General features: G+C 72.5%; 22 protein-coding genes. 17 read left to right on the top strand and 5 right to left on the bottom strand.

Translation table 11 applies throughout. From position 1 onward, the window contains the following. Positions 1 to 429 precede the first annotated feature (429 nt). From DXZ73_RS12275 to DXZ73_RS12235, 9 genes are all read left to right on the top strand, one after another. Positions 430 to 2,079 (top strand): CTP synthase, encoded by a 1,650-nt coding sequence (locus DXZ73_RS12275; RefSeq protein ID WP_425315825.1) that lies wholly within the window; start codon positions 430 to 432, stop codon positions 2,077 to 2,079. A gap of 72 nt (positions 2,080 to 2,151) precedes the next feature. Then, entirely contained in the window at positions 2,152 to 2,778 is a 627-nt protein-coding gene (locus DXZ73_RS12270; protein ID WP_116211036.1) for an NUDIX domain-containing protein, read from the top strand. Positions 2,779 to 2,910: 132 nt separating this feature from the next. After that, the gene (locus tag DXZ73_RS12265; protein WP_240351321.1) at positions 2,911 to 5,049 is read left to right on the top strand and encodes a tetratricopeptide repeat protein; all 2,139 of its coding nucleotides are present in this window, start codon (positions 2,911 to 2,913) and stop codon (positions 5,047 to 5,049) included. A 150-nt stretch (positions 5,050 to 5,199) separates the two neighbouring features. After that, positions 5,200 to 6,315, top strand: coding sequence for an alanine dehydrogenase (gene ald / locus DXZ73_RS12260; protein WP_116215567.1), 1,116 nt, complete (start codon positions 5,200 to 5,202; stop codon positions 6,313 to 6,315). Positions 6,316 to 6,746: 431 nt separating this feature from the next. After that, a complete protein-coding gene (locus tag DXZ73_RS12255) occupies positions 6,747 to 7,763 on the top strand; it encodes a ParA family protein (RefSeq protein ID WP_425315912.1) in 1,017 nt (338 codons plus the stop codon). Further along, positions 7,748 to 8,281, top strand: coding sequence for a hypothetical protein (locus tag DXZ73_RS12250; RefSeq protein ID WP_116211034.1), 534 nt, complete (start codon positions 7,748 to 7,750; stop codon positions 8,279 to 8,281). Before DXZ73_RS12255 ends, DXZ73_RS12250 begins: the two co-directional genes overlap by 16 nt. A gap of 174 nt (positions 8,282 to 8,455) precedes the next feature. Continuing rightward, complete coding sequence (locus tag DXZ73_RS12245; RefSeq protein WP_116211033.1) at positions 8,456 to 9,391, top strand: segregation and condensation protein A; 936 nt, start codon at positions 8,456 to 8,458, stop codon at positions 9,389 to 9,391. Next, positions 9,388 to 10,047 (top strand): SMC-Scp complex subunit ScpB, encoded by a 660-nt coding sequence (gene scpB / locus DXZ73_RS12240; protein WP_116211032.1) that lies wholly within the window; start codon positions 9,388 to 9,390, stop codon positions 10,045 to 10,047. Before DXZ73_RS12245 ends, scpB begins: the two co-directional genes overlap by 4 nt. Then, a complete protein-coding gene (locus tag DXZ73_RS12235) occupies positions 10,047 to 11,396 on the top strand; it encodes a pseudouridine synthase (protein WP_116211031.1) in 1,350 nt (449 codons plus the stop codon). The genes scpB and DXZ73_RS12235 overlap by 1 nt, the downstream gene beginning before the upstream one ends. A 205-nt stretch (positions 11,397 to 11,601) precedes the next feature. Here the strand turns inward: DXZ73_RS12235 and DXZ73_RS12230 are convergent, their stop codons facing one another. Continuing rightward, positions 11,602 to 11,964, bottom strand: coding sequence for a DUF952 domain-containing protein (locus DXZ73_RS12230; protein WP_116215566.1), 363 nt, complete (start codon positions 11,962 to 11,964; stop codon positions 11,602 to 11,604). A gap of 213 nt (positions 11,965 to 12,177) precedes the next feature. On the opposite strand from DXZ73_RS12230, the gene DXZ73_RS12225 reads away from it, so the two are divergent. From DXZ73_RS12225 to der, 4 genes are all read left to right on the top strand, one after another. Continuing rightward, positions 12,178 to 13,263, top strand: coding sequence for a prephenate dehydrogenase (locus tag DXZ73_RS12225; protein WP_116211030.1), 1,086 nt, complete (start codon positions 12,178 to 12,180; stop codon positions 13,261 to 13,263). Between the two features lie 104 nt (positions 13,264 to 13,367). After that, a complete protein-coding gene (gene cmk, locus DXZ73_RS12220) occupies positions 13,368 to 14,111 on the top strand; it encodes a (d)CMP kinase (protein WP_240351320.1) in 744 nt (247 codons plus the stop codon). Between the two features lie 64 nt (positions 14,112 to 14,175). Then, positions 14,176 to 14,811, top strand: coding sequence for a lysophospholipid acyltransferase family protein (locus DXZ73_RS12215; protein ID WP_425315911.1), 636 nt, complete (start codon positions 14,176 to 14,178; stop codon positions 14,809 to 14,811). A gap of 51 nt (positions 14,812 to 14,862) precedes the next feature. Beyond that, positions 14,863 to 16,326, top strand: coding sequence for a ribosome biogenesis GTPase Der (gene der / locus DXZ73_RS12210; RefSeq protein WP_116211027.1), 1,464 nt, complete (start codon positions 14,863 to 14,865; stop codon positions 16,324 to 16,326). A 129-nt stretch (positions 16,327 to 16,455) separates the two neighbouring features. Here der and DXZ73_RS12205 read toward each other — a convergent pair whose 3' ends face one another. Beyond that, the gene (locus tag DXZ73_RS12205; RefSeq protein ID WP_338059119.1) at positions 16,456 to 16,794 is read right to left on the bottom strand and encodes a hypothetical protein; all 339 of its coding nucleotides are present in this window, start codon (positions 16,792 to 16,794) and stop codon (positions 16,456 to 16,458) included. A 149-nt stretch (positions 16,795 to 16,943) separates the two neighbouring features. Beyond that, positions 16,944 to 17,744: a hypothetical protein gene (locus DXZ73_RS12200; protein ID WP_116211025.1), complete on the bottom strand. Its 801-nt coding sequence runs from the start codon at positions 17,742 to 17,744 to the stop codon at positions 16,944 to 16,946. Between the two features lie 285 nt (positions 17,745 to 18,029). On the opposite strand from DXZ73_RS12200, the gene DXZ73_RS12195 reads away from it, so the two are divergent. The 3 genes from DXZ73_RS12195 to DXZ73_RS12185 all read left to right on the top strand — a co-directional run bounded on the left by DXZ73_RS12195 (position 18,030) and on the right by DXZ73_RS12185 (position 20,536). Continuing rightward, complete coding sequence (locus DXZ73_RS12195; protein ID WP_116211024.1) at positions 18,030 to 19,286, top strand: glycosyltransferase family 4 protein; 1,257 nt, start codon at positions 18,030 to 18,032, stop codon at positions 19,284 to 19,286. A 107-nt stretch (positions 19,287 to 19,393) separates the two neighbouring features. Next, positions 19,394 to 20,290, top strand: coding sequence for a hypothetical protein (locus DXZ73_RS12190; protein ID WP_240351319.1), 897 nt, complete (start codon positions 19,394 to 19,396; stop codon positions 20,288 to 20,290). Positions 20,291 to 20,365: 75 nt separating this feature from the next. Continuing rightward, positions 20,366 to 20,536 (top strand): hydrophobic protein, encoded by a 171-nt coding sequence (locus DXZ73_RS12185; RefSeq protein WP_116211023.1) that lies wholly within the window; start codon positions 20,366 to 20,368, stop codon positions 20,534 to 20,536. A 91-nt stretch (positions 20,537 to 20,627) separates the two neighbouring features. Here the strand turns inward: DXZ73_RS12185 and ctaD are convergent, their stop codons facing one another. Continuing rightward, positions 20,628 to 22,313, bottom strand: a complete 1,686-nt coding sequence (gene ctaD, locus DXZ73_RS12180) for a cytochrome c oxidase subunit I (protein ID WP_116211022.1) — start codon at positions 22,311 to 22,313, stop codon at positions 20,628 to 20,630. A gap of 479 nt (positions 22,314 to 22,792) precedes the next feature. Here ctaD and DXZ73_RS12175 point away from each other — a divergent pair, with 479 nt between their 5' ends. Continuing rightward, positions 22,793 to 23,008, top strand: coding sequence for an I78 family peptidase inhibitor (locus DXZ73_RS12175; RefSeq protein ID WP_116211021.1), 216 nt, complete (start codon positions 22,793 to 22,795; stop codon positions 23,006 to 23,008). 81 nt (positions 23,009 to 23,089) lie between these two features. On the opposite strand, the gene DXZ73_RS12170 is transcribed toward DXZ73_RS12175, so the two are convergent. Continuing rightward, positions 23,090 to 24,103 (bottom strand): phosphatase PAP2 family protein, encoded by a 1,014-nt coding sequence (locus tag DXZ73_RS12170; protein WP_205519157.1) that lies wholly within the window; start codon positions 24,101 to 24,103, stop codon positions 23,090 to 23,092. Between the last annotated feature and the right edge of the window lie 145 nt (positions 24,104 to 24,248).

Raw genomic sequence — 24,248 nt, 5'->3', positions numbered from 1 at the left:
CAGTCGAACGGCCACGTGACCCCGAAGGGTCCTCTTGCGGTCAAGCGATCTTTAGACGAGCTCTTGTTCCGGAGAGAGGCGTGGGTGGTGCCGTGCCGGCCGGCTCGCTGCATGTGTCCGTGCAGGATACGACGCGGAGTTGGTGTGACGCGCGACGGTCGGGGGACGAATCTGAGCCGAACGGGTGGCCTGGGACACCGGTGTCGGAGCGGGCCCGGGAGCGGGTGCGGGGCCGCTCCGGGAAGGCCGCCGGAGCGGCCCCGGAGAGGGGGTCCACGCGTCACCGGACGCGTACGGGCCGGGGCGCTGATACCCTGGTACCCCGTGGACCGGTGGGCGCAAGACCCCCCAACCGCAGCGACGGCACCCCCGAATCAACCCGGGTGATCGCCGATACGCACCTCACCTCGCGACCACGGGAGCCCCCCTTTGGCCATTGCCGCAAAGCCCACGACGACCAAGCACCTCTTCGTCACGGGGGGTGTCGCCTCCTCGCTCGGCAAGGGTCTGACCGCCTCCAGCCTGGGCGCGCTGCTCAAGGCGCGGGGGCTGCGGGTCACGATGCAGAAGCTCGACCCGTACCTCAACGTCGACCCGGGCACGATGAACCCGTTCCAGCACGGTGAGGTCTTCGTCACCAACGACGGAGCCGAGACCGACCTGGACATCGGCCACTACGAGCGCTTCCTCGACGTGGACCTCGACGGGTCCGCCAACGTCACCACCGGCCAGGTCTACTCCACCGTGATCGCCAAGGAGCGGCGCGGCGAGTACCTGGGCGACACCGTGCAGGTCATCCCGCACATCACCAACGAGATCAAGCACCGCATCCGGCGCATGGCGACCGACGACGTCGACGTCGTGATCACCGAGGTCGGCGGCACCGTCGGCGACATCGAGTCGCTGCCGTTCCTGGAGACGGTCCGTCAGGTCCGCCACGAGGTCGGCCGTGACAACGTCTTCGTCGTGCACATCTCGCTGCTGCCCTACATCGGCCCCTCCGGCGAGCTGAAGACCAAGCCGACCCAGCACTCCGTCGCCGCCCTGCGCAACATCGGCATCCAGCCCGACGCGATCGTGCTGCGCGCCGACCGCGAGGTGCCGGCCGCGATCAAGCGCAAGATCTCGCTGATGTGCGACGTCGACGAGGCCGCCGTGGTGGCCGCGATCGACGCCCCGTCGATCTACGACATCCCCAAGGTGCTGCACACCGAGGGCCTGGACGCCTACGTCGTCCGCAAGCTGGACCTGCCCTTCCGCGACGTGAACTGGACCCAGTGGGAGGACCTGCTGGACCGCGTCCACAACCCCTCGCACGAGGTCACCGTCGCACTGGTGGGCAAGTACATCGACCTGCCCGACGCCTATCTCTCGGTCACCGAGGCGATCCGCGCCGGCGGCTTCGCCAACCGTGCCAAGGTCAAGGTCAAGTGGGTCGCCTCCGACGACTGCAAGACCCCGGCCGGCGCGCAGAAGCAGCTCGGCGACGTCGACGCGATCTGCATCCCGGGCGGCTTCGGCGACCGCGGTGTGAACGGCAAGGTCGGCGCGATCACCTACGCCCGCGAGAACAAGGTCCCGCTGCTGGGCCTGTGCCTGGGCCTGCAGTGCGTGGTCATCGAGGCCGCGCGCAACCTCGCGGGCATCGAGGGCGCGAACTCCACCGAGTTCGACCCGGCCACCGCGAACCCGGTGATCTCCACCATGGCCGAGCAGCTGGACATCGTCGCCGGCGAGGGCGACATGGGCGGCACCATGCGACTGGGCATGTACCCGGCGAAGCTCGCCGAGGGCTCCATCGTCCGCGAGGTCTACGCGGACGAGCCCTACGTCGAGGAGCGCCACCGCCACCGCTACGAGGTCAACAACTCCTACCGCGGTGAGCTGGAGAAGGCCGGCCTGGTCTTCTCGGGCACGTCCCCCGACAACAAGCTCGTCGAGTACGTCGAGTACCCGCGCGACGTGCACCCCTACCTGGTCGCCACCCAGGCGCACCCGGAGCTGCGCTCCCGCCCGACCCGCCCGCACCCGCTCTTCGCGGGCCTGGTGAAGGCGGCCGTCGAGCGCAAGCAGGGCTGACCTATACGGTTGCCGGGGTGAGGGGCCTGCCGGGCCCCCACCCCGGTTTTCTGTTTTCTGGAGGACGTAGCAATGGGCATCACGGACACCCCCGAGGAGTGGCAGGTCACCGCGACCGCGACCCCCTTCGTCGGCAACAAGACCAGCGTGCGCACGGACGAGGTCGTCATGCCGGACGGCTCCACCGTCAAGCGCGACTACCAGGTGCACCCCGGCTCGGTCGCCGTCCTCGCCCTCGACGAGCAGGGCCGGGTCCTTATCCTCAAGCAGTACCGCCACCCCGTGCGGCAGAAGCTGTGGGAGATCCCCGCCGGGCTGCTCGACATCCCCGGTGAGAACCCGCTGCACGCCGCCCAGCGCGAGCTGTTCGAGGAGGCGCACGTCAAGGCCGAGGACTGGCGGGTCCTCACCGACATCTACACCACCCCCGGCGGCTGCGACGAGGCCATCCGGATCTTCCTGGCCCGGGACCTCTCGGAGGCGGAGGGCGAGCGCTTCGCGGTCTCCGAGGAGGAGGCGGACATGGAGTTCGCGCGCGTGCCGCTGGCGGAGCTGGTGCGGGGCGCCCTGGCGGGCGAGCTGCACAACAACTGTCTGGTGGTCGGCGTCATGGCCCTCTCCGCCGCGCTGGCGTCCGACGGCCTCACCGCGCTGCGCCCCGCCGACGCGCCGTGGCCCGCCCGTCCGTTCGAGGCGTAGCGGACGGCGGCCGGACGGTTCCGACCATCCGGAGAACCGAATAGGTGATCTTCACAGGGCGGGCCTCGCCTGTTCGGGACCCCACCGGAGCGTGAACTAGGCTCGGGGCGTGCAGGGAAGAGAGTGGGCCCCGTGACGCAGCGGCAGCGAACCGTCTTCGTGGGGCGCCGCCGCGAGCTGGAAGAGCTGCGGGCCGACATCGACCGCACCGGGCTCGACACCCTCGCGGGCCGCAAGTCGCCCCGCAGCAGGGTCCTCCTCATCGCCGGGCGCCCCGGCTCCGGCCGTACGGCACTCGCCGAGGAGCTGGCCCGCAGACTGGCCGGCGACTACCCCGACGGCGTGCTGCGCGCCCGCCTCACGGGTGCCGACGGCGAGCCCGTGCCCACCGAGCGCACCGCCCGCGCCCTGCTCACCGCCGTCGGCGCGCCCGTGCCCGCCGGCGCGGAGGAGGACGAGCTGACGGCGGCGCTGCGCAGCGCGCTCAACGGCCGCAAGGCCCTGCTGCTCCTCGACGACGCGGCGGGCGCCGAGCAGGTGGACCCGCTGCTGCCGGACGAGTCCGACTGCCTGGTCGTGGCCGTCTCCCGGGGTCCGCTGACCGGCGTGCCCGACGTGCGGCCCTGCACGCTGGGCGGCCTGGACAAGGCGGCCGCGATCGAGCTGCTGGAACGGTACGCCGGACCGACCCGGATCACCTGCGACCCGGTGGCCGCGAGCGCCGTCGTGGAGGAGTGCGGCGGCCAGCCCGCGGCGCTCGTCCTGGTCGGCGGCTGGCTGGCGGCCTGCCCCAAGACGTCCGTCGCCGACGTCGCCACCCGGCTGCGCCAGCTGCCGCCCGCCGAGGGCTACGACAGCGCGGGCCGCACGGTGGCGCGCGCCTTCTGGCTCGCCTACGAGGCGCTGCCGCCGCCCGCCGCCCGCATACTGCGCCTGCTGGCGCTGGCCCCGGCCGGTCCGGCCGACGCGCACACCACCTCCGCGCTGGCGGGCTGTTCGGTGGCCGCCGCGCAGACCGCGCTGGAGGACTTCGCCGCCCGCGGCATGCTGCGGGCCGAGCCCGCGGTGGGGCACCTGCCGGAGCAGTACGGGGTGCCGGGCTGCCTGGCGCCGTTGCTGCGGTCGCTGCTGGAGTCCCAGGAGCGGCCCGCGGAGGTGGAGTTGGCGCGGGCCCGGATGCTGGAGCGGACGGTGCGTCAGCTGCACTCCTGCCGGGCCACCACCGAGACGGGTGATCCGCTGACCCGCAAGCGGCTCGCCGAGCTGCCGCGGCCGCTGCGCTTCGCCTCGCCGCGGGCCGCCGAGGAGTGGCTGCGCGGACGGCTGCCCGCGCTGCTCGCGGCGGCCCGGCTGGCGGTCGAGGACGGCCGCCTCGACACGCTCGCGCGGCGGCTGGTCTCCGCGCTGACGCGGGCGCTGACGGCCCATCTGGGCGCCGAGGAGGCGGGCCCGGAGCTGTACGGGCTGCACCAGCTCGTCCTGGACGTGGCGCAGCGCTGCGAGATGCCGCTGGAGAAGGCGGCGGCCCTGCTCAACCTCGGTGACCTGGACGCCCGCGCCGGGCGCACCCGCGCCGCGCTGGGCCGCTACCGCGAGGCGCTGGACGCGGCGCGGGACGCCTCCGACCCGTACGCCATCAGCCGGTCGCTGGAGTCGATCGCCGCCGCGCAGCAGGAGCTGGGCGACTGGCAGCGCGCCGCCGACTGGTACCGGCGGGCGCTGGAGCTGCGGCTGACGCGCGGTGAACTGGCCGACGAGGCGCGGCTGTACGGGCGGCTCGGCGCCGTCCACACCTATGCCGGCCAGTGGGGCGAGGCGCTGCGCGACTGGCGCGCGGCGGCGGCCGCCCACCGCAGGCTGCGCGATCTGCCGGGGCACGCCCGCGCGCTGAGCGAGATCGCCCGGGTGCAGGAGTACGCGGGCCGCCCGCAGGACGCGCTGCGCACGTGCCGGGAGGCGGTGGAGTGCGCGCGGCAGGCGGGCGACGTACGGCTGCAGGCGGCGGTGCGGCTGCGGCTGGCGGACACCCTGGAGCGGCTCGGCGACCCGGCCGCCGCCGGGGTGCACCGGGAGGAGGCCGGACGGCTGCTGGCGGCCGGCCCCGGTCCCGTGCCCGAGGCCGGCGGCGGTGCGATATCCGCGGCCGGGTCCCCGGTCGCGCGCCCGGCCCCGGCCGGTGGCGCGGAGCCGGCCGGACCCCCCGGAGGGGCCGCCGCCCCGGCTGCTCGGCGCGAGTCACCATCAACCGAGGGTTACCTACGAAATCAGTAGTTGATCGCCAGAAGATTGGTGCTTTGCAAGGCTAGACAGGGCGGGATCCTTCATTAGACTGGTTGGGCCGCGATCGCCGCGGTCTGCTCTGGTGTGCCCCGGCATTTCCGGATTAGCCTGTCATTCTCTGATTCAAGGACCGTGATCGACGTGAAGGTCGGCATCCCCCGCGAGGTCAAGAACAACGAGTTCCGCGTGGCCATCACGCCCGCCGGCGTGCATGAGCTCGTGCGCAACGGCCACCAGGTCTACGTGGAGCAGGGCGCCGGTGTCGGCTCCTCCATCACGGACGCCGAGTACACGGCCGCAGGCGCCGACATCCTGGAGACCGCCGACGAGGTCTGGGAGACCGCCGACCTCCTGCTGAAGGTCAAGGAGCCGATCGCCGAGGAGTACCACCGCCTCCGCAAGGGCCAGACGCTCTTCACCTACCTCCACCTCGCCGCCTCCCGCGAGTGCACCGACGCGCTGCTGCAGTCCGGCACCACCGCCATCGCGTACGAGACGGTCGAGACCGCGAACCGCGCCCTGCCGCTGCTCGCCCCGATGTCCGAGGTCGCGGGCCGGCTGGCCCCGCAGGTCGGCGCCTACCACCTGATGCGCGCGGCCGGCGGCCGCGGCGTGCTGCCGGGCGGCGTCCCGGGTGTCGCCGCGGGCAAGGCCGTCGTCATCGGCGGCGGCGTCTCCGGCTGGAACGCCGCGCAGATCGCCATCGGCATGGGCTTCCACGTCACCCTGCTCGACCGTGACATCAACAAGCTCCGCGAGGCCGACAAGATCTTCGGCACCAAGGTGCAGACGATCGTCTCCAACGCCTTCGAGCTGGAGAAGGCCGTCGTCGAGGCCGACCTCGTCATCGGTGCCGTCCTCATCCCGGGCGCCAAGGCCCCGAAGCTGGTCACCAACGAGCTCGTCGCCAAGATGAAGCCCGGAAGTGTACTTGTCGACATTGCGATCGACCAGGGCGGCTGCTTCGAGGACTCCCGGCCGACCACCCACGCGGAGCCGACCTTCGAGGTCCACGACTCGGTGTTCTACTGCGTCGCGAACATGCCCGGCGCGGTCCCGCACACCTCCACCTACGCGCTGACCAACGCCACGCTGCCCTACATCGTGGAGCTGGCCAACCGCGGCTGGCAGGACGCGCTGCGCCGCGACGCCGCGCTCGCCAAGGGCCTCAACACCCACGAGGGACAGGTCGTTTACGGCCCCGTCGCCGAGGCGCACGGGCTGCCGCACCTCGAACTGAGCGACCTGCTCGGCTGAGTCGTCAACACGACACGCCAAGAACGCACACCCGGCCGGTCCTTGCTCCGCAAGGCCCGGCCGGGTCGTTTCCGGGCCGTTCCGGGGGCCCGCGAAACTTCCGGGCAGTGGGTCGCACACCCTTGACAGAAGGGTGTTCGATTGCCGACACATCGTGCCGTCTCCGGCGGATTGTGTTGCTGCGGACCGCCGACACGCCATAGAGTCGCCAACCGTCGGCATGGTGCAACGCTGACCTATCTAGATGTTTCCTGGTCACCAAGGAGGTAGGACGACTTGTGAATGAGTCGACATTTGCTCCCGGGGGTGGTCACCCAGGAACGTCTGCGCAGGGCCAGAGTCCCGTGGGACTCGAAGCTGTCGGCTCCGTCGCTGTCCACACCTTCGCGGCACACCAGAACATCCAGAGCACACCGACAGCCCACCAGAGCATGGACGGCCATCACGTGAACGCCATGGCCGGCGACCGCGGCGGAGCGGATTCCGCCCGGCTCGCCGACTACGAGGACGTGCCCGAGGGGCACTTCTACGACCCTGACGCGGAGTACGAGCCCGACCCCGAGTACGCGGCCACCCTCGCGCCCGACGCTGCCCGCCAGCGCCGCGAGCGCATCGGCCCCACCGGGCGTCCCCTGCCGTACTTCCCCATCCCCGGTCCGCTGACCGACCACGGCCCCGCGAAGATCATCGCGATGTGCAACCAGAAGGGCGGGGTCGGCAAGACCACCTCGACCATCAACCTGGGCGCGGCACTCGCGGAGTACGGACGCCGGGTGCTGCTCGTCGACTTCGACCCACAGGGCGCGCTCTCGGTCGGCCTCGGCGTCAACCCGATGGAGCTCGACCTGACGGTCTACAACCTGCTCATGGAGCGGGGCATGTCGGCCGACGAGGTGCTCCTGAAGACGGCCGTGCCCAACATGGACCTGCTGCCCAGCAACATCGACCTGTCCGCGGCCGAGGTCCAGCTCGTCAGCGAGGTCGCGCGCGAGTCGACGCTCCAGCGCGCCCTGAAGCCGCTGCTCGCCGACTACGACTACATCGTCATCGACTGCCAGCCCTCGCTCGGCCTGCTGACCGTCAACGCCCTGACGGCGGCTCACAAGGTGATCGTGCCGCTGGAGTGCGAGTTCTTCGCGCTGCGCGGCGTGGCCCTGCTCACCGAGACGATCGAGAAGGTCCAGGAGCGGCTCAACCCCGAGCTGGAGCTCGACGGCATCCTCGCCACGATGTACGACTCGCGGACCGTGCACAGCCGCGAGGTCCTGGCCCGTGTGGTCGAGGCCTTCGACGACCACGTCTACCACACGGTCATCGGCCGGACGGTCCGCTTCCCCGAGACCACGGTCGCGGGCGAGCCGATCACCACGTACGCGTCCAACTCCGTAGGTGCCGCCGCCTACCGTCAGCTCGCCAGGGAGGTGCTCGCCCGGTGTCACGCCGAGTGAGTCTGCCCGGCGCCGACGAACTGTTCCGCACCACCGGGGGGACCGGGCTGCAGTCCTCCACCCCCCGCCGGCAGGCGAACGGCGACGCGGCGCCACGGGTCCCCGGCCCGGCCGCCGAGCCCGAGTCCACGGAGAGCGGCGCCGGTGAGGGCCGCACCGAGCACGGCGGTCGGAGCCCGGCGGGCACCGACCGGGAGGCCGCGGGCGAGCGGCGCGCCCCCGCGCAGGCCCCCGACCGCACCCGTGGCGAGCCCGTCGCCCCCGCCCAGGGCCGCCGCCGGGGCCGCGCCGCCAACCGCAGACCCAGCGGCCGCGAGCGCCACGACGAGAAGATCACCGTCTATGTCTCCGCCGAGGAGCTCATGGACCTCGAGCACGCCCGGCTGGTGCTGCGCGGCGAGCACGGCCTGGCCGTCGACCGCGGCCGGATCGTCCGCGAGGCCGTCGCCGTCGTCCTCGCCGACCTGGAGTCGCGGGGCGACGCGAGCATCCTCGTGCGCCGCCTGCGCGGCCGCTGAGCGCGTTCGCCGATAGCCTGCCGGTCCGGAAGTGCGGGACCGCCCCCGGCGGCCCGTGGCGGCCCCCACAGGCCCGTGCAGGTGTGTACGTGCCCGTGGGGCGGCCCCCGCACCACCGTGGCCCCGCCCCGGACCGGCCCCCGTACCGCCCGCGACCCTGGACGACCGAACCACATGCCCACCCCGCCCGTCCCCGCCCCGCAGGCCCGCCGTGCCCTCGGCCACGGGCCCGGCGCGCGGCCGCCCGCCGGAGGCGGCGGCGGTGACACGGCGCCCGCCGCCGGGGAGCGGGAGGGCGACGGCCGTTTCACCGTGCGGCTCGACAACTTCGAGGGGCCGTTCGACCTGCTGCTCCAGCTGATCACCAAGCACAAGCTGGACGTCACCGAGGTCGCCCTGTCCAAGGTCACCGACGAGTTCATGGCGCACATCCGCGCCATGGGCCCGGACTGGGACCTCGACCAGACCACCGAGTTCCTGGTCGTGGCCGCGACGCTGCTGGACCTGAAGACGGCCCGGCTGCTGCCTGCCGCCGAGGTCGAGGACGAGGCCGACCTCGCCCTGCTGGAGGCCAGGGACCTGCTCTTCGCCCGGCTCCTGCAGTACCGCGCGTTCAAGAAGATCGCCGACATCTTCGGCGAGCGGCTGGCGGCCGAGGAGCGCCGCCACCCCCGTACGGTCGGCCTGGAACCGCACCAGGCCGAGCTGCTGCCCGAGGTCGTCCTCGGCATCGGCGCGCGCGGGCTCGCCGAGCTCGCCGTCAAGGCGATGCGGCCCCGGGCCGAGCCACAGGTCCACACCGAACACATCCACGCGCCGCTGGTCAGCGTCCAGGAACAGGCCGAGGTCGTCGTGGCCCGGCTGCGGTCGGCGGGGCGGGCGAGCTTCGGACAGCTCACCGAGGACGCCCCCGACACCCTGACGGTCGTGGCCCGCTTCCTGGCCCTGCTGGAGCTCTACCGCGAGCGCGCCGTCGCCCTCGACCAGGACGAGGCCCTGGGCGCGCTCACGGTCCGCTGGACCGGCGCGGACGGCGACGGCCCGCCGCGGGTGACCGACGAATTCGACCGCGAGAGCACGGCCGACGAGGCCGGGGAGGCCACAGCGTGACCCACGACAACGCCACCGAGGAGGCGGCCCCCGCCGGGCTGCGGGACGTGGCCGGGCTCGCGCTCAAGCCCGCCCTGGAGGCCGTCCTCATGGTCGTCGACGAGCCGGTGGCCGAGGAGTACCTCGCCCGCGTCCTGGAGCGCGGCCGCCGCGAGGTGGCGGACGCGCTGCGCGAGCTGGCCGACGAGTACGCGGCCCAGGGGCGCGGCTTCGAGCTGCGGAACGTGGCCGGGGGCTGGCGCTTCGCCACCCGGGCCGAGTACGCCGACGCCGTCGAGAGCTTCGTCCTGGACGGCCGCCAGGCCCGGCTGACCCAGGCCGCGCTGGAGACCCTGGCCGTTGTCGCGTACCGTCAGCCGGTCAGCCGTTCGCGGGTCTCCGCCGTACGGGGGGTCAACTGCGACGGCGTCATGCGCACCCTCCTCCAGCGCGGTCTGGTGGAGGAGACGGGGACGGAACCCGAAACAGGTGCGATCCTGTACAGGACGACGAACTACTTTCTGGAGCGAATGGGCCTGAGGGGCCTGGACGAGCTCCCGGAGCTCGCGCCCTTCCTCCCCGAGGCGGAGGCGATCGAGGGCGACACTCAGGAAGGTGTGCCGTCGTTCGATCCGGACGCACCGGACACCGACGCAGACGACAAGACGGAACTTTGATGCGAAGCAGCGGCAGGAACAGCGGAAGCGGCAACCGGGACGACCGGGGCGCCCGAGGAGGGTCCCCCCGGCCGGCGTCCGGGGGCGGCCGCTCCGGCGGCGCGCGCTCGGGCGGCGGACGCTCCGAGGGTGGTCGCTTCGACAGCGGCCGCTCCGGCGGTGGACGCCCGGGCGGCGGACGTCCCGAGGGAGGCCGCTCCGGCGGCGGGCGCCCGGACGGCGGTCGCTTCGACGGCGGCCGCCGCGACGACCGGCGGGACGACCGCCGCGACGATCGTCGTGATGACCGTCGCGACGACCGGCCGCAGGAGCGCCCGCGCCGGCCGCGCCCCGAGGAGCGCCGCTACGACGTGGGCCCCGACGCCGAGCGCACCCGCAGCGGCGCCAACAGCGGCCGCACCAGTGGCCCCACCAGCGGTCGCGGCGCGTCCGCCCGCGGTGGCGCCAAGGGCGGCCCCCGCAAGAGCTCCACGGCCGGTGCCGGCGGGCGCAGCAGCGGGCCCGCCCGCGGCCACGGCTACGCCCCGGCCCGCCCGCGCGAGCTCGACGCCAAGATCGAGGAGCGCAACCGGGAGCGGCACAACAAGCCCCAGGTGAAGACCCCCAAGACCTTCCCCGGCGCCGAGCAGGAGGGCGAGCGCCTGCAGAAGGTGCTGGCCCGGGCCGGCATGGGCTCGCGCCGCGCGTGCGAGGAGCTCATCGAGCAGTCCCGCGTCGAGGTCAACGGTCAGATCGTCATCGAGCAGGGCCTGCGCGTCGACCCCGAGAAGGACGAGATCAAGGTCGACGGCCTGACCGTCGCCACCCAGTCGTATCTCTTCTTCGCGCTGAACAAGCCGGCCGGCGTCGTCTCCACCATGGAGGACCCCGACGGCCGCCAGTGCCTCGGCGACTACGTCACCAACCGCGAGACCCGGCTCTTCCACGTCGGCCGTCTCGACACGGAGACCGAGGGCATCATCCTGCTCACCAACCACGGTGAGCTGGCCCACCGCCTCACGCACCCGCGCTACGGCGTCCAGAAGACCTATCTCGCCGCCATCACCGGCCCGCTGCCGCGCGACATCGGCAAGCAGCTCAAGAGCGGCATCGAGCTGGAGGACGGCTGGGCCCGCGCGGACAACTTCCGCGTGATCCAGCAGACCGGCAAGAACTACCTGGTCGAGGTCACCCTCCACGAGGGCCGCAAGCACATCGTCCGGCGGATGCTGGCCGAGGCGGGCTTCCCGGTGGAGAAGCTGGTCCGCACGTCCTTCGGGCCGATCGCGCTGGGCGACCAGAAGTCGGGCTGGCTGCGCCGCCTGACGAACACCGAGGTCGGCATGCTGATGCGCGAGGTCGAGCTCTAGTTTGTCGCCGGGGTGGGGTGCGGGTCCGTTCGCGCCTGCGGCGGGCTTTTTCCCCAGCCCCGCCCCTTCCCGCAGTATCGATATGCGGCTCCGCCGCGTGAGGGGGCAAGCCCCCAGACCCCCGCACCACGCTTCGCGCGCTGTCCTCAAACGCCGGACGGGCTGAATACTCAGCCCGTCCGAGCGTTTTCCCGGGCCGGAGCCTTCAGGACCAGACCGCCAGGCCCGTCGCCCGCCCGGCCTCGTCGCGCTGGATCTCCATCATTCCCTCCACCGCCTCCCGGTTGATACGGCCGAAGACATGCGGGAAGAGCGTCCCCTCCGCGACTCCGGGCGGAGGCGTGGGAGCGGCCGCCTCCCAGCGCACCATCACGTCCAGCTTGTGCTCGTCGATCAGCAGCACCATCAGCGGCCCCGGCACCTCGCGATAGAACGCGGAGGCCACCGCGAGCGTCGTCTCCTCGTCGGGGGAACAGTGCACGAACCCCTCGTCGGAGAGGGAGGCGGGGGAGTAGGGGCGGTCGGGCACGGCCAGCCAGTCGTCCAGGGGCACCACGTGGTAGATCATGTACATGGTTGTACCGGACGCGGGCCCGCCAGTCCCGGAGGGCGACCGTCACAACCGGCCCGAACACCCGTCGGCCCGGCTGGCTAGGCTGGGTCCGCCAGCACGGCGGCCCGGTCCGCGGCCGCACCGCCCGTGCGGGCCGACCCTGCCCCCGTACGTCGTCACGCCACGTCCGCCCCGGCGCCGCGGCCGCCCCTCGCAAGGACACCGCCAGTGAGAACCGCCCTCGTCATCGGTACCGGACTGATCGGCACCTCGGTCGCGCTCGCGCTCCAGAGCCGCGGGGTCCAGGTCCACCTCTCGGACCACGACCCCGACCGGGCCCGCACCGCAGCGGCCCTCGGCGCGGGCACGGACGAGGAGCCCGACGGCCGCGTCGACCTCGCCGTCGTCGCCGTGCCGCCCGCGCACGTCGCCGCGACCCTCGCCGAGGCCATCCGCGGCGGCCGCGCCCGCGGCTACCTCGACGTCGCCAGCGTCAAGGGCGGCCCCCGCCGCGACCTGGAGGCGCTGGGCTGCGACCTCACCGGCTACCTCGGTACGCACCCCATGGCCGGCCGCGAGCGCTCCGGTCCCCTGGCGGGCACCGCCGACCTCTTCGAGGGCCGCCCCTGGGTGCTCACCCCCACCCGCGAGACCGACACCGAGGTGCTCAACCTCGCGCTCGAACTCGTCTCGCTGTGCCGCGCCGTCCCCGTCGTCATGGACGCCGACGCCCACGACCGGGCCGTCGCCCTCGTCTCCCACACCCCGCAGCTGGTCTCCAGCATGGTCGCGGCCCGCCTCCAGGACGCCGACGAGACCGCCGTGCGCCTGTGCGGCCAGGGCATCCGCGACGTGACCCGCATCGCGGCGTCCAACCCCGAGATGTGGCTGGACATCCTCTCCGCCAACCCCGGCCCCGTCGCCGAGATCCTCTCCGCCGTCGCCGCCGACCTCGACGAGACCGTGCGCGCCCTGCGCGCCCTGGACTCCGGGGACAAGGACGACCGGGAGGGCGGCGCGGCCGGCATCGAGGACGTCCTGCGCCGCGGCAACGCGGGCCGCAGCCGGGTCCCGGGCAAGCACGGCGCGGCCCCCGCGGCCTATGAGACGGTGGCCGTCCTGATCGGCGACCAGCCGGGCGAGCTCGCCCGGATCTTCGCCGACGCGGGCCGCGCGGGTGTCAACATCGAGGACGTCCGCATCGAGCACGCCACCGGCCAGCAGGCGGGCCTGATCCAGCTGATGGTCGAGCCGCGCGCCGTGCCCGGGCTGGTCGAGGCCCTGACGGACCGCGGCTGGTCGATCCGGCAGTAGGCCCGGCGAGAGGACGGGCGGTGAGCCAGTAACCTTGTCCGAGGCTGTATAGGACCAAAACCGTCCGTGCCGCCGGAAACGTAAACCCCCCGTGCACGAGGAAGGTGTCTGACACCGTGAACAACGTCGGCAATGCCGTAACCGCCGCCCGGATCGCACCGGCAGCAGTCGTCGTCGGCATCGACGGTCCTTCCGGCACGGGCAAGTCCAGCACCTCCAAGGCCGTGGCCGCGAAGCTCGGGCTGCGCTATCTGGACACCGGCGCCCAGTACCGGGCGATCACCTGGTGGATGCTGAGCAACGGCATCGACGTGAACGACGCCGCGGCCGTGGCCGACGCCGCGGGCAAGCCGGAGATCGTCTCCGGCACCGACCCGTCCGCGCCGACCATCTCGGTCGACGGGGCCGACGCCGCGGCGCCCATCCGCACCCAGGAGGTCACTTCCGCGGTCAGCGCCGTCAGCGCCGTCCCCGAGGTCCGCACCCGGCTGACCGAGCTCCAGCGGGCCATCGCCGCCGAGGCGCCGCTCGGCATCGTCGTCGAGGGCCGGGACATCGGCACCACCGTGCTGCCCGACGCCGACCTCAAGATCTTCCTGACCGCGTCGGCCGAGGCCCGCGCGGCCCGCCGCAGCGGCGAGCTCAAGGGCAAGGAGGCCACCGACCTGGCCGCCACCCGGGCCGCCCTGATCAAGCGGGACGCGGCCGACTCCGGCCGCAAGACCTCGCCGCTGGCCAAGGCGGACGACGCGGTCGAGGTGGACACCACCGATCTGACGCTGGACCAGGTCATCGAGTGCGTGGTCACCCTCGTCGAGGAGCGCCGGAGTGGGACCGAGAGTGCGTGAAGCGGGCGGCGTGAGCCCTTCCGCCTCCGGCGCCGCCGTCGGCCGGCGGATCGGCATCGGCCTCATGTACGGGCTGTGGAAGCCCCGTGTGCTGGGCGCCTGGCGGGTGCCCGCCGCGGGGCCCGTCATCATGGCGGTCAACCACTCCCACAACGTCGACGGCCCGATGCTGATGGGCACCGCGCCCCGGCCGGTGCACTTCCTGATCAAGAAAGAGGCGTTCGTCGGACCGCTGGACCCGTTCCTGCGCGGGATCGGCCAGCTGAAGGTGGACCGCTCGGGCCCCGACCGCACCGCGATCACCGGTGCGCTGGAGGTCCTGGAGCACGGTGGCGTCCTGGGGATCTTCCCCGAGGGCACCCGCGGCGAGGGCGACTTCGCGTCGCTGCGCGCCGGGCTCGCCTACTTCGCCGTACGCTCCGGGGCACCGATCGTGCCGGTCGCGGTGCTCGGCAGTGCCGAGCGCCGAAGCCGCGCGATACGGGCCCTGCCGCCGCTGCGCAGCCGCGTCGACGTCGTCTTCGGCGACCCCTTCGAGGCGGGGGACGGCAGCGGACGGCGGACGCGCACGGCGCTGGACAGCGCGACCGTACGCATCCAGGAGCGCCTCGCCGCGCACCTGGCCGACGCCAGGCGGCTCACCGGCCGCCACGGCATCATTCCGGGGGAGACCTCCCGGACCCCGCGAGACTTTGAGTAGTGGACCGCGCACCAGCGGCCCACCGATGACGAAGAACGAGGAACGGACTTCATGAACGACCAGATCCACTCCGGCGACGAGCACGGTGAGCTTGGCGACGCCGAGTTTGCGGAGTTCATGGAGCTCGCGGCGCAGGAGGGCTTCGACGCCTCGGAGATCGAGGGCGCCCTGGAGGAGGCGGGCCACGGCCCGCTGCCCAGGCTCGCCGTCGTCGGCCGCCCCAACGTCGGCAAGTCGACCTTGGTGAACCGCATCATCGGCCGCCGCGAGGCCGTCGTCCAGGACAAGCCGGGCGTCACCCGCGACCGCGTCACCTACGAGGCCGAATGGGCCGGCCGCCGCTTCAAGGTCGTCGACACCGGCGGCTGGGAGCAGGACGTCCTCGGCCTGGACGCGTCCGTGGCCGCGCAGGCCGAGTACGCCATCGAGGCGTCCGACGCCGTCGTCTTCGTCGTGGACGCCACCGTCGGCGCCACCGACACCGACGAGGCCGTCGTCAAGCTGCTGCGCCGGGCCGGCAAGCCCGTCGTGCTCTGCGCCAACAAGGTCGACGGCCAGTCCGGCGAGGCCGACGCCGCCGCCCTGTGGTCGCTGGGCCTGGGCGAGCCGCACCCGGTCTCCGCCCTGCACGGCCGTGGCACCGGCGACATGCTCGACGCGGTCCTGGAGGCGCTGCCCGAGGCGCCCGCCCAGACCTTCGGCGGCCCCGGCATCGGCGGCCCCCGCCGCATCGCCCTGATCGGCCGCCCCAACGTCGGCAAGTCCTCGCTGCTGAACAAGGTCGCGGGCGAGGAGCGCGTCGTCGTCAACGAGCTGGCCGGCACCACCCGCGACCCGGTCGACGAGCTGATCGAGCTCGGCGGCGTGACCTGGAAGTTCGTGGACACCGCCGGCATCCGCCGCCGCGTCCACCTCCAGGAGGGCGCGGACTACTACGCCTCGCTGCGCACCGCGGCGGCCGTGGAGAAGGCCGAGGTCGCCGTCATCCTGATCGACTGCAGCGAGTCGATCAGCGTCCAGGACCAGCGGATCATCACGATGGCCGTCGAGGCCGGGCGCGCGATGGTCATCGCGTTCAACAAGTGGGACACGCTGGACGAGGAGCGCCGCTACTACCTCGAGCGCGAGATCGAGACCGAGCTCGGTCAGATCGCGTGGGCGCCCCGCGTGAACGTCTCGGCGCGCACGGGCCGCCACATGGAGAAGCTCGTCCCGGCGATCGAGACGGCCCTCGCGGGCTGGGAGACCCGCATCCCCACCGGTCGGCTGAACGCCTTCCTCGGTGAGATCGTCGCCTCCAACCCGCACCCCGTCCGCGGTGGCAAGCAGCCGCGCATCCTCTTCGGCACGCAGGCGGGCACCAAGCCGCCGCGCTTCGTCCTCTTCGCCTCCGGCTTCCTGGAGGCGGGCTACCGCCGCTTCATCGAGCGCCGCCTCCGCGAGGAGTTCGGCTTCGAGGGGACGCCGATCCACATCTCGGTGCGGGTGCGCGAGAAGCGCGGGCGCAACAAGTAGCGAGGGTTCGCGACCGGTCCGGGCCGGGGGTCCGGGGGTTGCCCCCGGGCAGGCACAGTAAGTAACAAGCAGCAGGTGCGGCGGGGCCCGGGCCCCGGCGGCCGGGCCCGGGGTGACTCGGGTCCGGCTTCAGAAGCCGCGCATGCGGCCGTCGCGTGGCGCGGGCGGCAGCGCGGCGGGCACATGCCCGCCGCGCTGCCGCCCGTAGTACGTGTCCCAGGCGGCGGTGTACCCCGAGTGGCCCGGATACGCGGGCTGGCCGCCGAGCTGGCCGAAGTGGCCATGCCCGCCGTACTGGCCGTAGGCGACCAGCTGGTGACCGAACCCCGCGAACCTCAGTTCCTCCTCGCCCGAGCGGTCGAAGGGGAGCGCCCGGAACGAGCGACGGTACTCGGCGTAGAGCGCGTCGTAGATCGGGGTCACCGATGCGGTGTGGCTCTGCGGGGCGGTGTCGCGGGGTGGGCGCATACCGGGGATGTGATGGGGGTACGGGATCCGGGGGGCAGGCTCGTATGAGTGCACATCTGAGCCAACGAGTCCGTGGCCCGGGGGATGCGGGCCGGGCCGGGAATGGCCCGTGACGGTGTGACGCACGGGCAGCGGGAGCACGGTGTGGCTCATGTGCCCGCGAGCGGCATCGAAGCGGCGACCAACTGCCCCCGCGCGGCGGCGCGGTCCAGCGCCTCGCGGAGCAGGTCCTCCCGCGGCTGCTGCCCGATCGTGCCCACGGGCGCCGCGAAGACCAGCACCTTCTTCGTCTTGTTGACCGCGGAGCGCCACTCCGGGGCGACCTCCATCGCCTGGTGCGCCTGCCACCACGCCGACGGGGTGCCCCCGCCGGTGCCCGGCTGGAGGATCGCGTGCAGCCGGCCCACGGCCAGCAGCACCGACCAGCCCGGGGTGGGCGGCGGCACCTGGTCGATGGCCGCGACCGGGGAGAAACCCTGCTCGATCAGGAGCGGCAGGAAGACGTCGACCGGCCCGGTGGTGCCCGGCCGGGCGATGGGCGCGAGCGGCTCGACGACCAGCGCGGGGTGCAGGTCCCCGTCGATCAGGACCAGCCCGCTGGTCACCCCGAGCTCGGCCTGGACCGGGCCGTCGGTGCCGGCGGGGACCACCGGCGGCCCCGCCGGGTTCTGCGCCTGGCCGCCCTCGCCGGTGATGGACCGGACGGCGCCCTGGAGCTGCTCCTCGGAGACCGGGACGACCTGGGAGGGGATGCAGGCCGCGTGCGCGAAGGCGAGCACGGCCGTCTCCTCGCCGACGAAGAGCACCGTGCTGGTGGGCTCCCGCTCGGTGTCGCCTGGGGTGCGGCAGGAGGTGCAGTCGTAGCTGCCGGGGGCGTTGTCGCCGCCGAGCAGGCGGTCGGCTTCCTCGTCGCCGATCTCGGCGCGGACGTCTTCACTGACGTCGAGCATGCGAGGCACGGGTGGCTCCTCGAACTGGGTGCGTGTGCGCCGGGCGGTTCCCGGCTCTCGGGAAGACAACGGACGATCCGTGGCAGGGGTCACGCTTCGGCACCGCGTGCCCGGCGCGGGCAGGCGAGGACGGCCGAAAGTTCCCGGCCCGGGCTACCGATTCGCCATCGCTTGCAGAACGAGTTGGTGATCAGGGCCAACCCGGAAGCCTTCCCCGCGGTCTAATGTCTCGGTAGGCGGGCTGCACGGAAATGTCCGCGGCGAAACGGCTGCATACGGGGACGAATGCACATCTCATTCCTGATTCACAACGCGTACGGCATCGGTGGCACGATCCGCACCACGTACAACCTCGCGGGCACGCTCGCCGAGCACCACGACGTGGAGATCGTCTCCGTCTTCCGCCACCGCGAGGAGCCCGTCTTCGCGCCGAGCGGCAAGGTGCGCCTGCGCCACCTGGTGGATCTCCGCAAGGGCACCCCGGGCTACGAGGGCGACGACCCGGAGTACGAGCGCCCCGCCACCGTCTTCCCCGCCGCCGAGGGCCGCTACAAGCAGTACAGCGCGCTCACCGACCGGCGGATCGCCGAGCACCTGCGGGGCCTGGACTGCGATGTCGTCGTCGGCACCCGGCCCGGCCTCAATGTGCACATCGCCCAGCAGGCCCGGCGCGGTGTCGCCCGGGTCGGCCAGGAGCACCTGACGCTCGGCACGCACTCCCCGCAGCTGAAGCTGGCCCTGCGCACGCACTACCCCCGGCTCGACGCCGTCACCACCGTCACCGAGGCCGACGCCGCGACCTACCGCAAGCTGATGCGGCTGCCCGGTGTGCGGGTGGAGGCCGTCCCCAACAGCATCCCCGCCCCCGCCCCCGCCCTCGCCCCCGCAGACTCCACCGGCAAGTGGGTGATCGCGGCCGGTCGGCTCGCCCCCGCCAAGCGTTACGACCTGCTGATCCGTGCCTTCGAGAAGGTCGTCGCCGAGCGCCCCGACTGGCGGCTGAGGATCTACGGCGCGGGCGCGGAGCGGGCGAAGCTGCGCGCGCAGATCGACAAGCGCGGCCTCTACAACCACGTCTACCTCATGGGTCCCGCCACCCCGCTCGACGCCGAGTGGGTCAAGGGCTCCATCGGCGCGGTCACCTCCAGCCTGGAGTCCTTCGGCATGACCATCGTCGAGGCGATGCGCAGCGGGCTGCCCGTGGTCTCCACCGACTGCCCGCACGGCCCCGGCGAGATCATCGACAACGGGGTCGACGGACTGCTGGTGCCCACCGGCAAGGCCGACGCGATCGCCGCCGGCCTGCTGAAGCTGATCAACGACGACGACCTGCGGCGGCGCATGGGACAGGCGGCCCTGAAGAGCTCCGCCCGCTTCGACCCCGCCGAGGTCGCCGGGCGCTACGAGGCGCTCTTCGCCGACCTGGCCTCGCGCGGCGCCCTGCGCGGCTCGCTGCACCGCACCCGGGGAGCCCTGCTCAGCAGCGCGCTGCGGACCAAGGACAGGAGCCGCACCGCCCTGCGGAAGGGGCGGACCGCATGACGTCTCCCACCGGTCCCGCCGAGCCCCGAGAGCCCACCTCACCCGACGAACCCACCGCCACGTCCGGCCCCCCGCACGCGGCCAGCACCCCTGAGGAGCCCACCATCGTGTCTGCCCCTCCCCAGCCCTTCGGCGCGGAGGACCCGAGCGTCGACTGCATCGCGGACTCCGCGGGCGGGCTCACCTTCGACCTCGACGCCTCCGGCCCCACCGACACCCCGGGCGACTGGTCCGCGGCCCTTGTGCTGCGCCGCCGGGCCGGCGGCGCGGAGACCGGTGAGCCCGAAGAGGTCAGGCTGCCGCTCGCGCCCGGCGGGGGCGGCCGGCTGCGCGCCGTCCTGCCCAGCACCGTCGCCCTCCCCGAGGGCCGCTGGGACGTCTACGCCGCCTGCGCCGACGCCGAGCCCCGGCGCCTGGTGCCCGGCCTCGCCGACCTCCGCTCGTTGGTCGACCGCAGACCCGGCCCCAGCACCTCCCCGCTGGCGGTCCGCATCCCGTACGCGACCAAGCACGGCAACCTCTCCCTGCGCAGCTGGCTGCGCGGGCCGCACGCCGAGGCCGGTGACCTCGTCCTCGACGCCACCGGCATGACCTTGCACGGCCGCCTCTACCGGGTGGCGGACCCCGCCGCCTGGCTCGCCGGCGCCGTGGTCGAGGCCCGCCTGCGCCGGGACCCCGACCGGGTCCGTACGGTGCCCGTCGCCCCGGCCAAGGAAGAGGGCGCCGACGACCAGGACTTCACCTGCACGCTCCCCTTCGCCGCGCTGGCCGAGGAGTGGCAGGGCGGGCTGGACGTCTGGGACCTGTGGGTGCGCGGTGCCGACGGCTCGGAGACCGCCCGCGTCGCCCGCATCCTGGACGACGTCGCGGACAAGAAGCAGATCTTCACCTACCCCGCGCAGACCGTCGACGCCTCGTACGCGCCCGCGCAAGCCGGCCCGTATTACACGGCCGACAACGACCTCGCGCTCCGCGTCGACGAACGCCCGCCCACCGTGCGCTGATCCACCGGTCCGCGGCCCGCTGCGGCGTGTGACCGGCGGACGAGAGGGCACTCGCATCCATGGAGGTGCGAAAACATGGTTCCTGTCCTTCTCGTCCTGCTGCTGGTCCTGCTGCTCTTCGGAGCCGGCTTCGCCATCAAGATCCTCTGGTGGATCGCGCTCGCGGTCCTGATCATGTGGCTGCTCGGCTTCCTCTTCCGGTCCACAGGGTCCGGAGGTTCGAGGGGCCGCTGGTACCGGTGGTGAGCGATGCCCCTTGACGCCTCATGGGGGCACGAGCGAATCGCGGCCTGCCGCCGAGGACCGTAGCCGTCCTCGGCGGCAGGCCGGTCCGCGTTCAGGGCCCGGCCGGCTCGGGCTCCGCCACAGTCGGCGACTGCGACCTCTCCACCGCGTCCGGGTGGTGGAGGTCGAAGGCCGGTGACTCGGAGCGGATCCGGGGCAGCGCGGTGAAGTTGTGCCGGGGCGGCGGGCAGGACGTCGCCCACTCCAGCGAACGGCCGTAACCCCAGGGGTCGTCGACCTCGACCCGCTTGCCGTACCGCGCGGTCTTCCAGACGTTGTAGAGGAACGGCAGCGTCGACAGGCCCAGCAGGAACGCCCCGATCGAGGACACCGTGTTGAGCGCGGTGAAGCCGTCGGCCGCCAGATAGTCCGCGTACCGCCGGGGCATGCCCGCCACGCCCAGCCAGTGCTGGACGAGGAACGTGGTGTGGAAGCCCACGAACAGCGTCCAGAAGTGGATCTTCGCCAGCCGCTCCTCGAGCATCTTCCCCGTGAGCTTGGGCCACCAGAAGTAGAAGCCCGCGAACATCGCGAACACCACCGTCCCGAACACCACGTAGTGGAAGTGCGCCACCACGAAGTAGGAGTCCGTGACGTGGAAGTCCAGCGGCGGTGACGCCAGGATCACGCCGGTCAGCCCGCCGAAGAGGAAGCTCACCAGGAAGCCGACCGCCCACAGCATCGGCGCCTCGAAGGACAGCGACCCCTGCCACATGGTGCCGATCCAGTTGAAGAACTTCACCCCGGTCGGCACCGCGATCAGGAAGGACATGAAGGAGAAGAACGGCAGCAGCACCGCGCCGGTGGCGAACATGTGGTGCGCCCACACCACCACCGACAGCGCCGTGATCGCCATGGTGGCGCCGACGAGCATCACATAGCCGAAGATCGGCTTCCGGGAGAACACCGGGATGATCTCCGTGATGATGCCGAAGAACGGCAGCGCGATGATGTAGACCTCGGGATGGCCGAAGAACCAGAACAGGTGCTGCCAGAGCAGCGCCCCGCCGTTCTGCGCCTCGAAGATCCGCGCCCCGAACCGCCGGTCCGCCTCCAGGCAGAGCAGCGCCGCCGCCAGCACGGGGAACGCCAGCAGCACCAGGATCGAGGTGAAGAGGACGTTCCAGGTGAAGACCGGCATCCGGAACATCGTCATCCCCGGCGCGCGCATGCCGATGATGGTGGTCAGGAAGTTCACCGCGCCCAGGATCGTGCCGAAGCCCGACAGCGCCAGGCCCATGATCCACATGTCCGCGCCGGTGCCCGGTGAACGGACCGCGCTGCTCAGCGGCGCATAGCCGGTCCAGCCGAACGCGGCGCCGCCCTCGGGCATCAGCAGGCTGCTCACCACGATCAGCCCGCCGAAGAGGTAGAGCCAGTACGCGAACATGTTCAGCCGGGGGAACGCCACGTCCGGCGAGCCGATCTGCAGGGGCATGATCGCGTTGGCGAAGCCCGCGAAGGCCGGGGTCGCGAAGAGCAGCAGCATGATCGTGCCGTGTGCGGTGAACGTCTCGTTGAACTGCTCGTTGGACATGAACTGAAGGCCCGGGCGCGCCAGCTCGGCGCGCATCAGCATCGCGAGCAGCCCGGCCACCATGAAGAAGCAGAACGACGTGATCAGATAGAGGTGGCCGATCTTCTTGTGATCGGTGGTCGTCAGCCAGTCCACCACGATCCGGCCGGGCTGCCGCTCCCGGACCGGACCGGCTGCCGCGTGCGTGGTGTCCGTCCCCATCTGCGCTCCCTCGATGTCATCGTCGACGGGCTTTCGGGCTCACGCCATGATGCTCGCCGCGCGTCCGTCGCGCGAGGGTGCGTCAGGTACGACGGGGGGGGCGTCGCGCGTGGCCGCCCGGCGCGGAAACCCCTACGGAGCAATGTATTCCGGATAACTGGGCACGGGCCGGAACGGGAGTGCGGCAGCCGGCCCGTAAATGCGGAGGAAGTATTTACGGGCGGCGGCGCCCGGGGGAATTCCGGGGGCGATTCCGGGAGTTGTCGAGGATATTCCGGGAAGGCGCTGTGCATTTACGGGCGAAGCCCTGTGAAGGCGGGGCGGGAGGGGCGGGAAGGCTCGTACGGGTGATACCGGGCCCGGTAAACAGGCGGGAGTTCTCTGTGACACAAGTGTGACCGGTGGCGGACCCGGAGCGCACGAGTCCATGCGTGCGGGCGGCGCTACCGCGGCCGGGCCCCGGCGCCTACGGTGGCGTCATGGCACCTCTCCCGAACGTCCCCGCCGATCCCCACGACGACCCCGACGCCTATGTCGGGCTCGAGGTCGCGCGCGCTTCCGAGCGGGCCCGGGCGCGCGGCTGGGCGACCGTCCGCACGCTGCCCCCCGGCGCGATCATCACCATGGAGTACCGGTTCGGCAGGCTGAACTTCGAGGTCGCGGACGGCGTCGTACGGCGCTGCTGGAAGGGCTGACCGGCCCCGGGAACGCCACTGCGGCCCCGGAGGGCCCCTGTCGGGGTTCCGGGGCCGCAGTGGTGGTGCGTACCGCCCGGGTCAGCTGCCGACGGTGCGGCCGCGGCCCGTGGCCGGGCCGAGCGGCGCGGTCCGCGGCGTGCGGTCCGGGCTGGGCGGGCGCCGGCTGCCGCTGGGCGTGACCGGCGTCCGCTCGGAGCGGACCGTGTGCGGCTTGGGGGACAGGTGCGGCCGGCTGTCGGGCACGCGCGCGGCGGAGCCCGCCGCACGGCCGCCGACGCCCACCGGCTCGCGGACGGGCCGCTGGTCGTCGGCCGCGGGACGCGGTCCGCCGATCGCGACGGGAGCGAGCGGCGCGGGCACCAGCGTGGTGCGGCGCAGCCGGTGCCAGACGGCCAGCAGCCAGGCCTCGGCGCGGGCCATCGGCGCCTCGAACCAGGGGAGGGCCAGCAGCACCAGCAGCCCCGCGCTCCAGCCGAGCGTCACATCGCTCATCCAGTGGGTGCCGAGATAGACGGTCGTCATCCCGACGCCGAGCGCCAGCATCGCGGCGATCACCGAGGAGATCCGGCGGGTCCGCGGCGTGGTGGCCAGATAGGCGAGAACACCCCAGGTCACCACGGCGTTCGCGGTGTGGCCCGAGGGAAATATGTCGCCGCCCGCGAACATCTCGTTCGAGCCGATCGCGGTGGCGTAGTGCGGACCGAGGCGCCCCATGCCGATCTTGGCGGCGCCCACCGTGGCGTTGAGCAGCAGCAGCGAGGTGCCCAGCACCAGCAGCGGCCGCAGCGTCTTCTGCTTGTAGGTGCACCAGCCCAGCCAGGCGGCCACCGCGACGGCGGTCGGGCCGCGCTGGCCCAGGACCACGAAGTAGTCGAGGAAGGTGTGGATCTCCGGCCACTGCTTGTACGGGCGGAAGAGCATGACCTGCCAGTCGAACCGGACCGGCCAGGACGTGGTGAGCACGCCGACCACGATCGCCAGATAGACCACGGAGGTCGCCGCGAAGATCCCGAGACGGGTCCGGGTCATCCGCGGCCGCACGGGCTCGGTCGGGCGCTCCTCCGGATGGACGAGCTCATCGTTGGTACGCACCCAATCGACGTTACATTGCGTGACAGGAGGGTTCGGCCGATCGAGGCTCTTTGTGATGACGATGTGATGTGGAATGCGTCTCAAACATGACTTACGGCACGTTTGATTCCACGGAATAAGAAGCGCTTAAAGAAGCCCGGATCCA

The organism is Streptoverticillium olivoreticuli subsp. olivoreticuli, from assembly GCF_003391135.1.
Taxonomy (GTDB): Bacteria; Actinomycetota; Actinomycetes; order Streptomycetales; family Streptomycetaceae; genus Streptomyces; species Streptomyces blastmyceticus.
The sequence above is the reverse complement of the archived record's forward strand: the minus strand, read 5'-3'. Positions and strand labels throughout refer to the sequence as shown.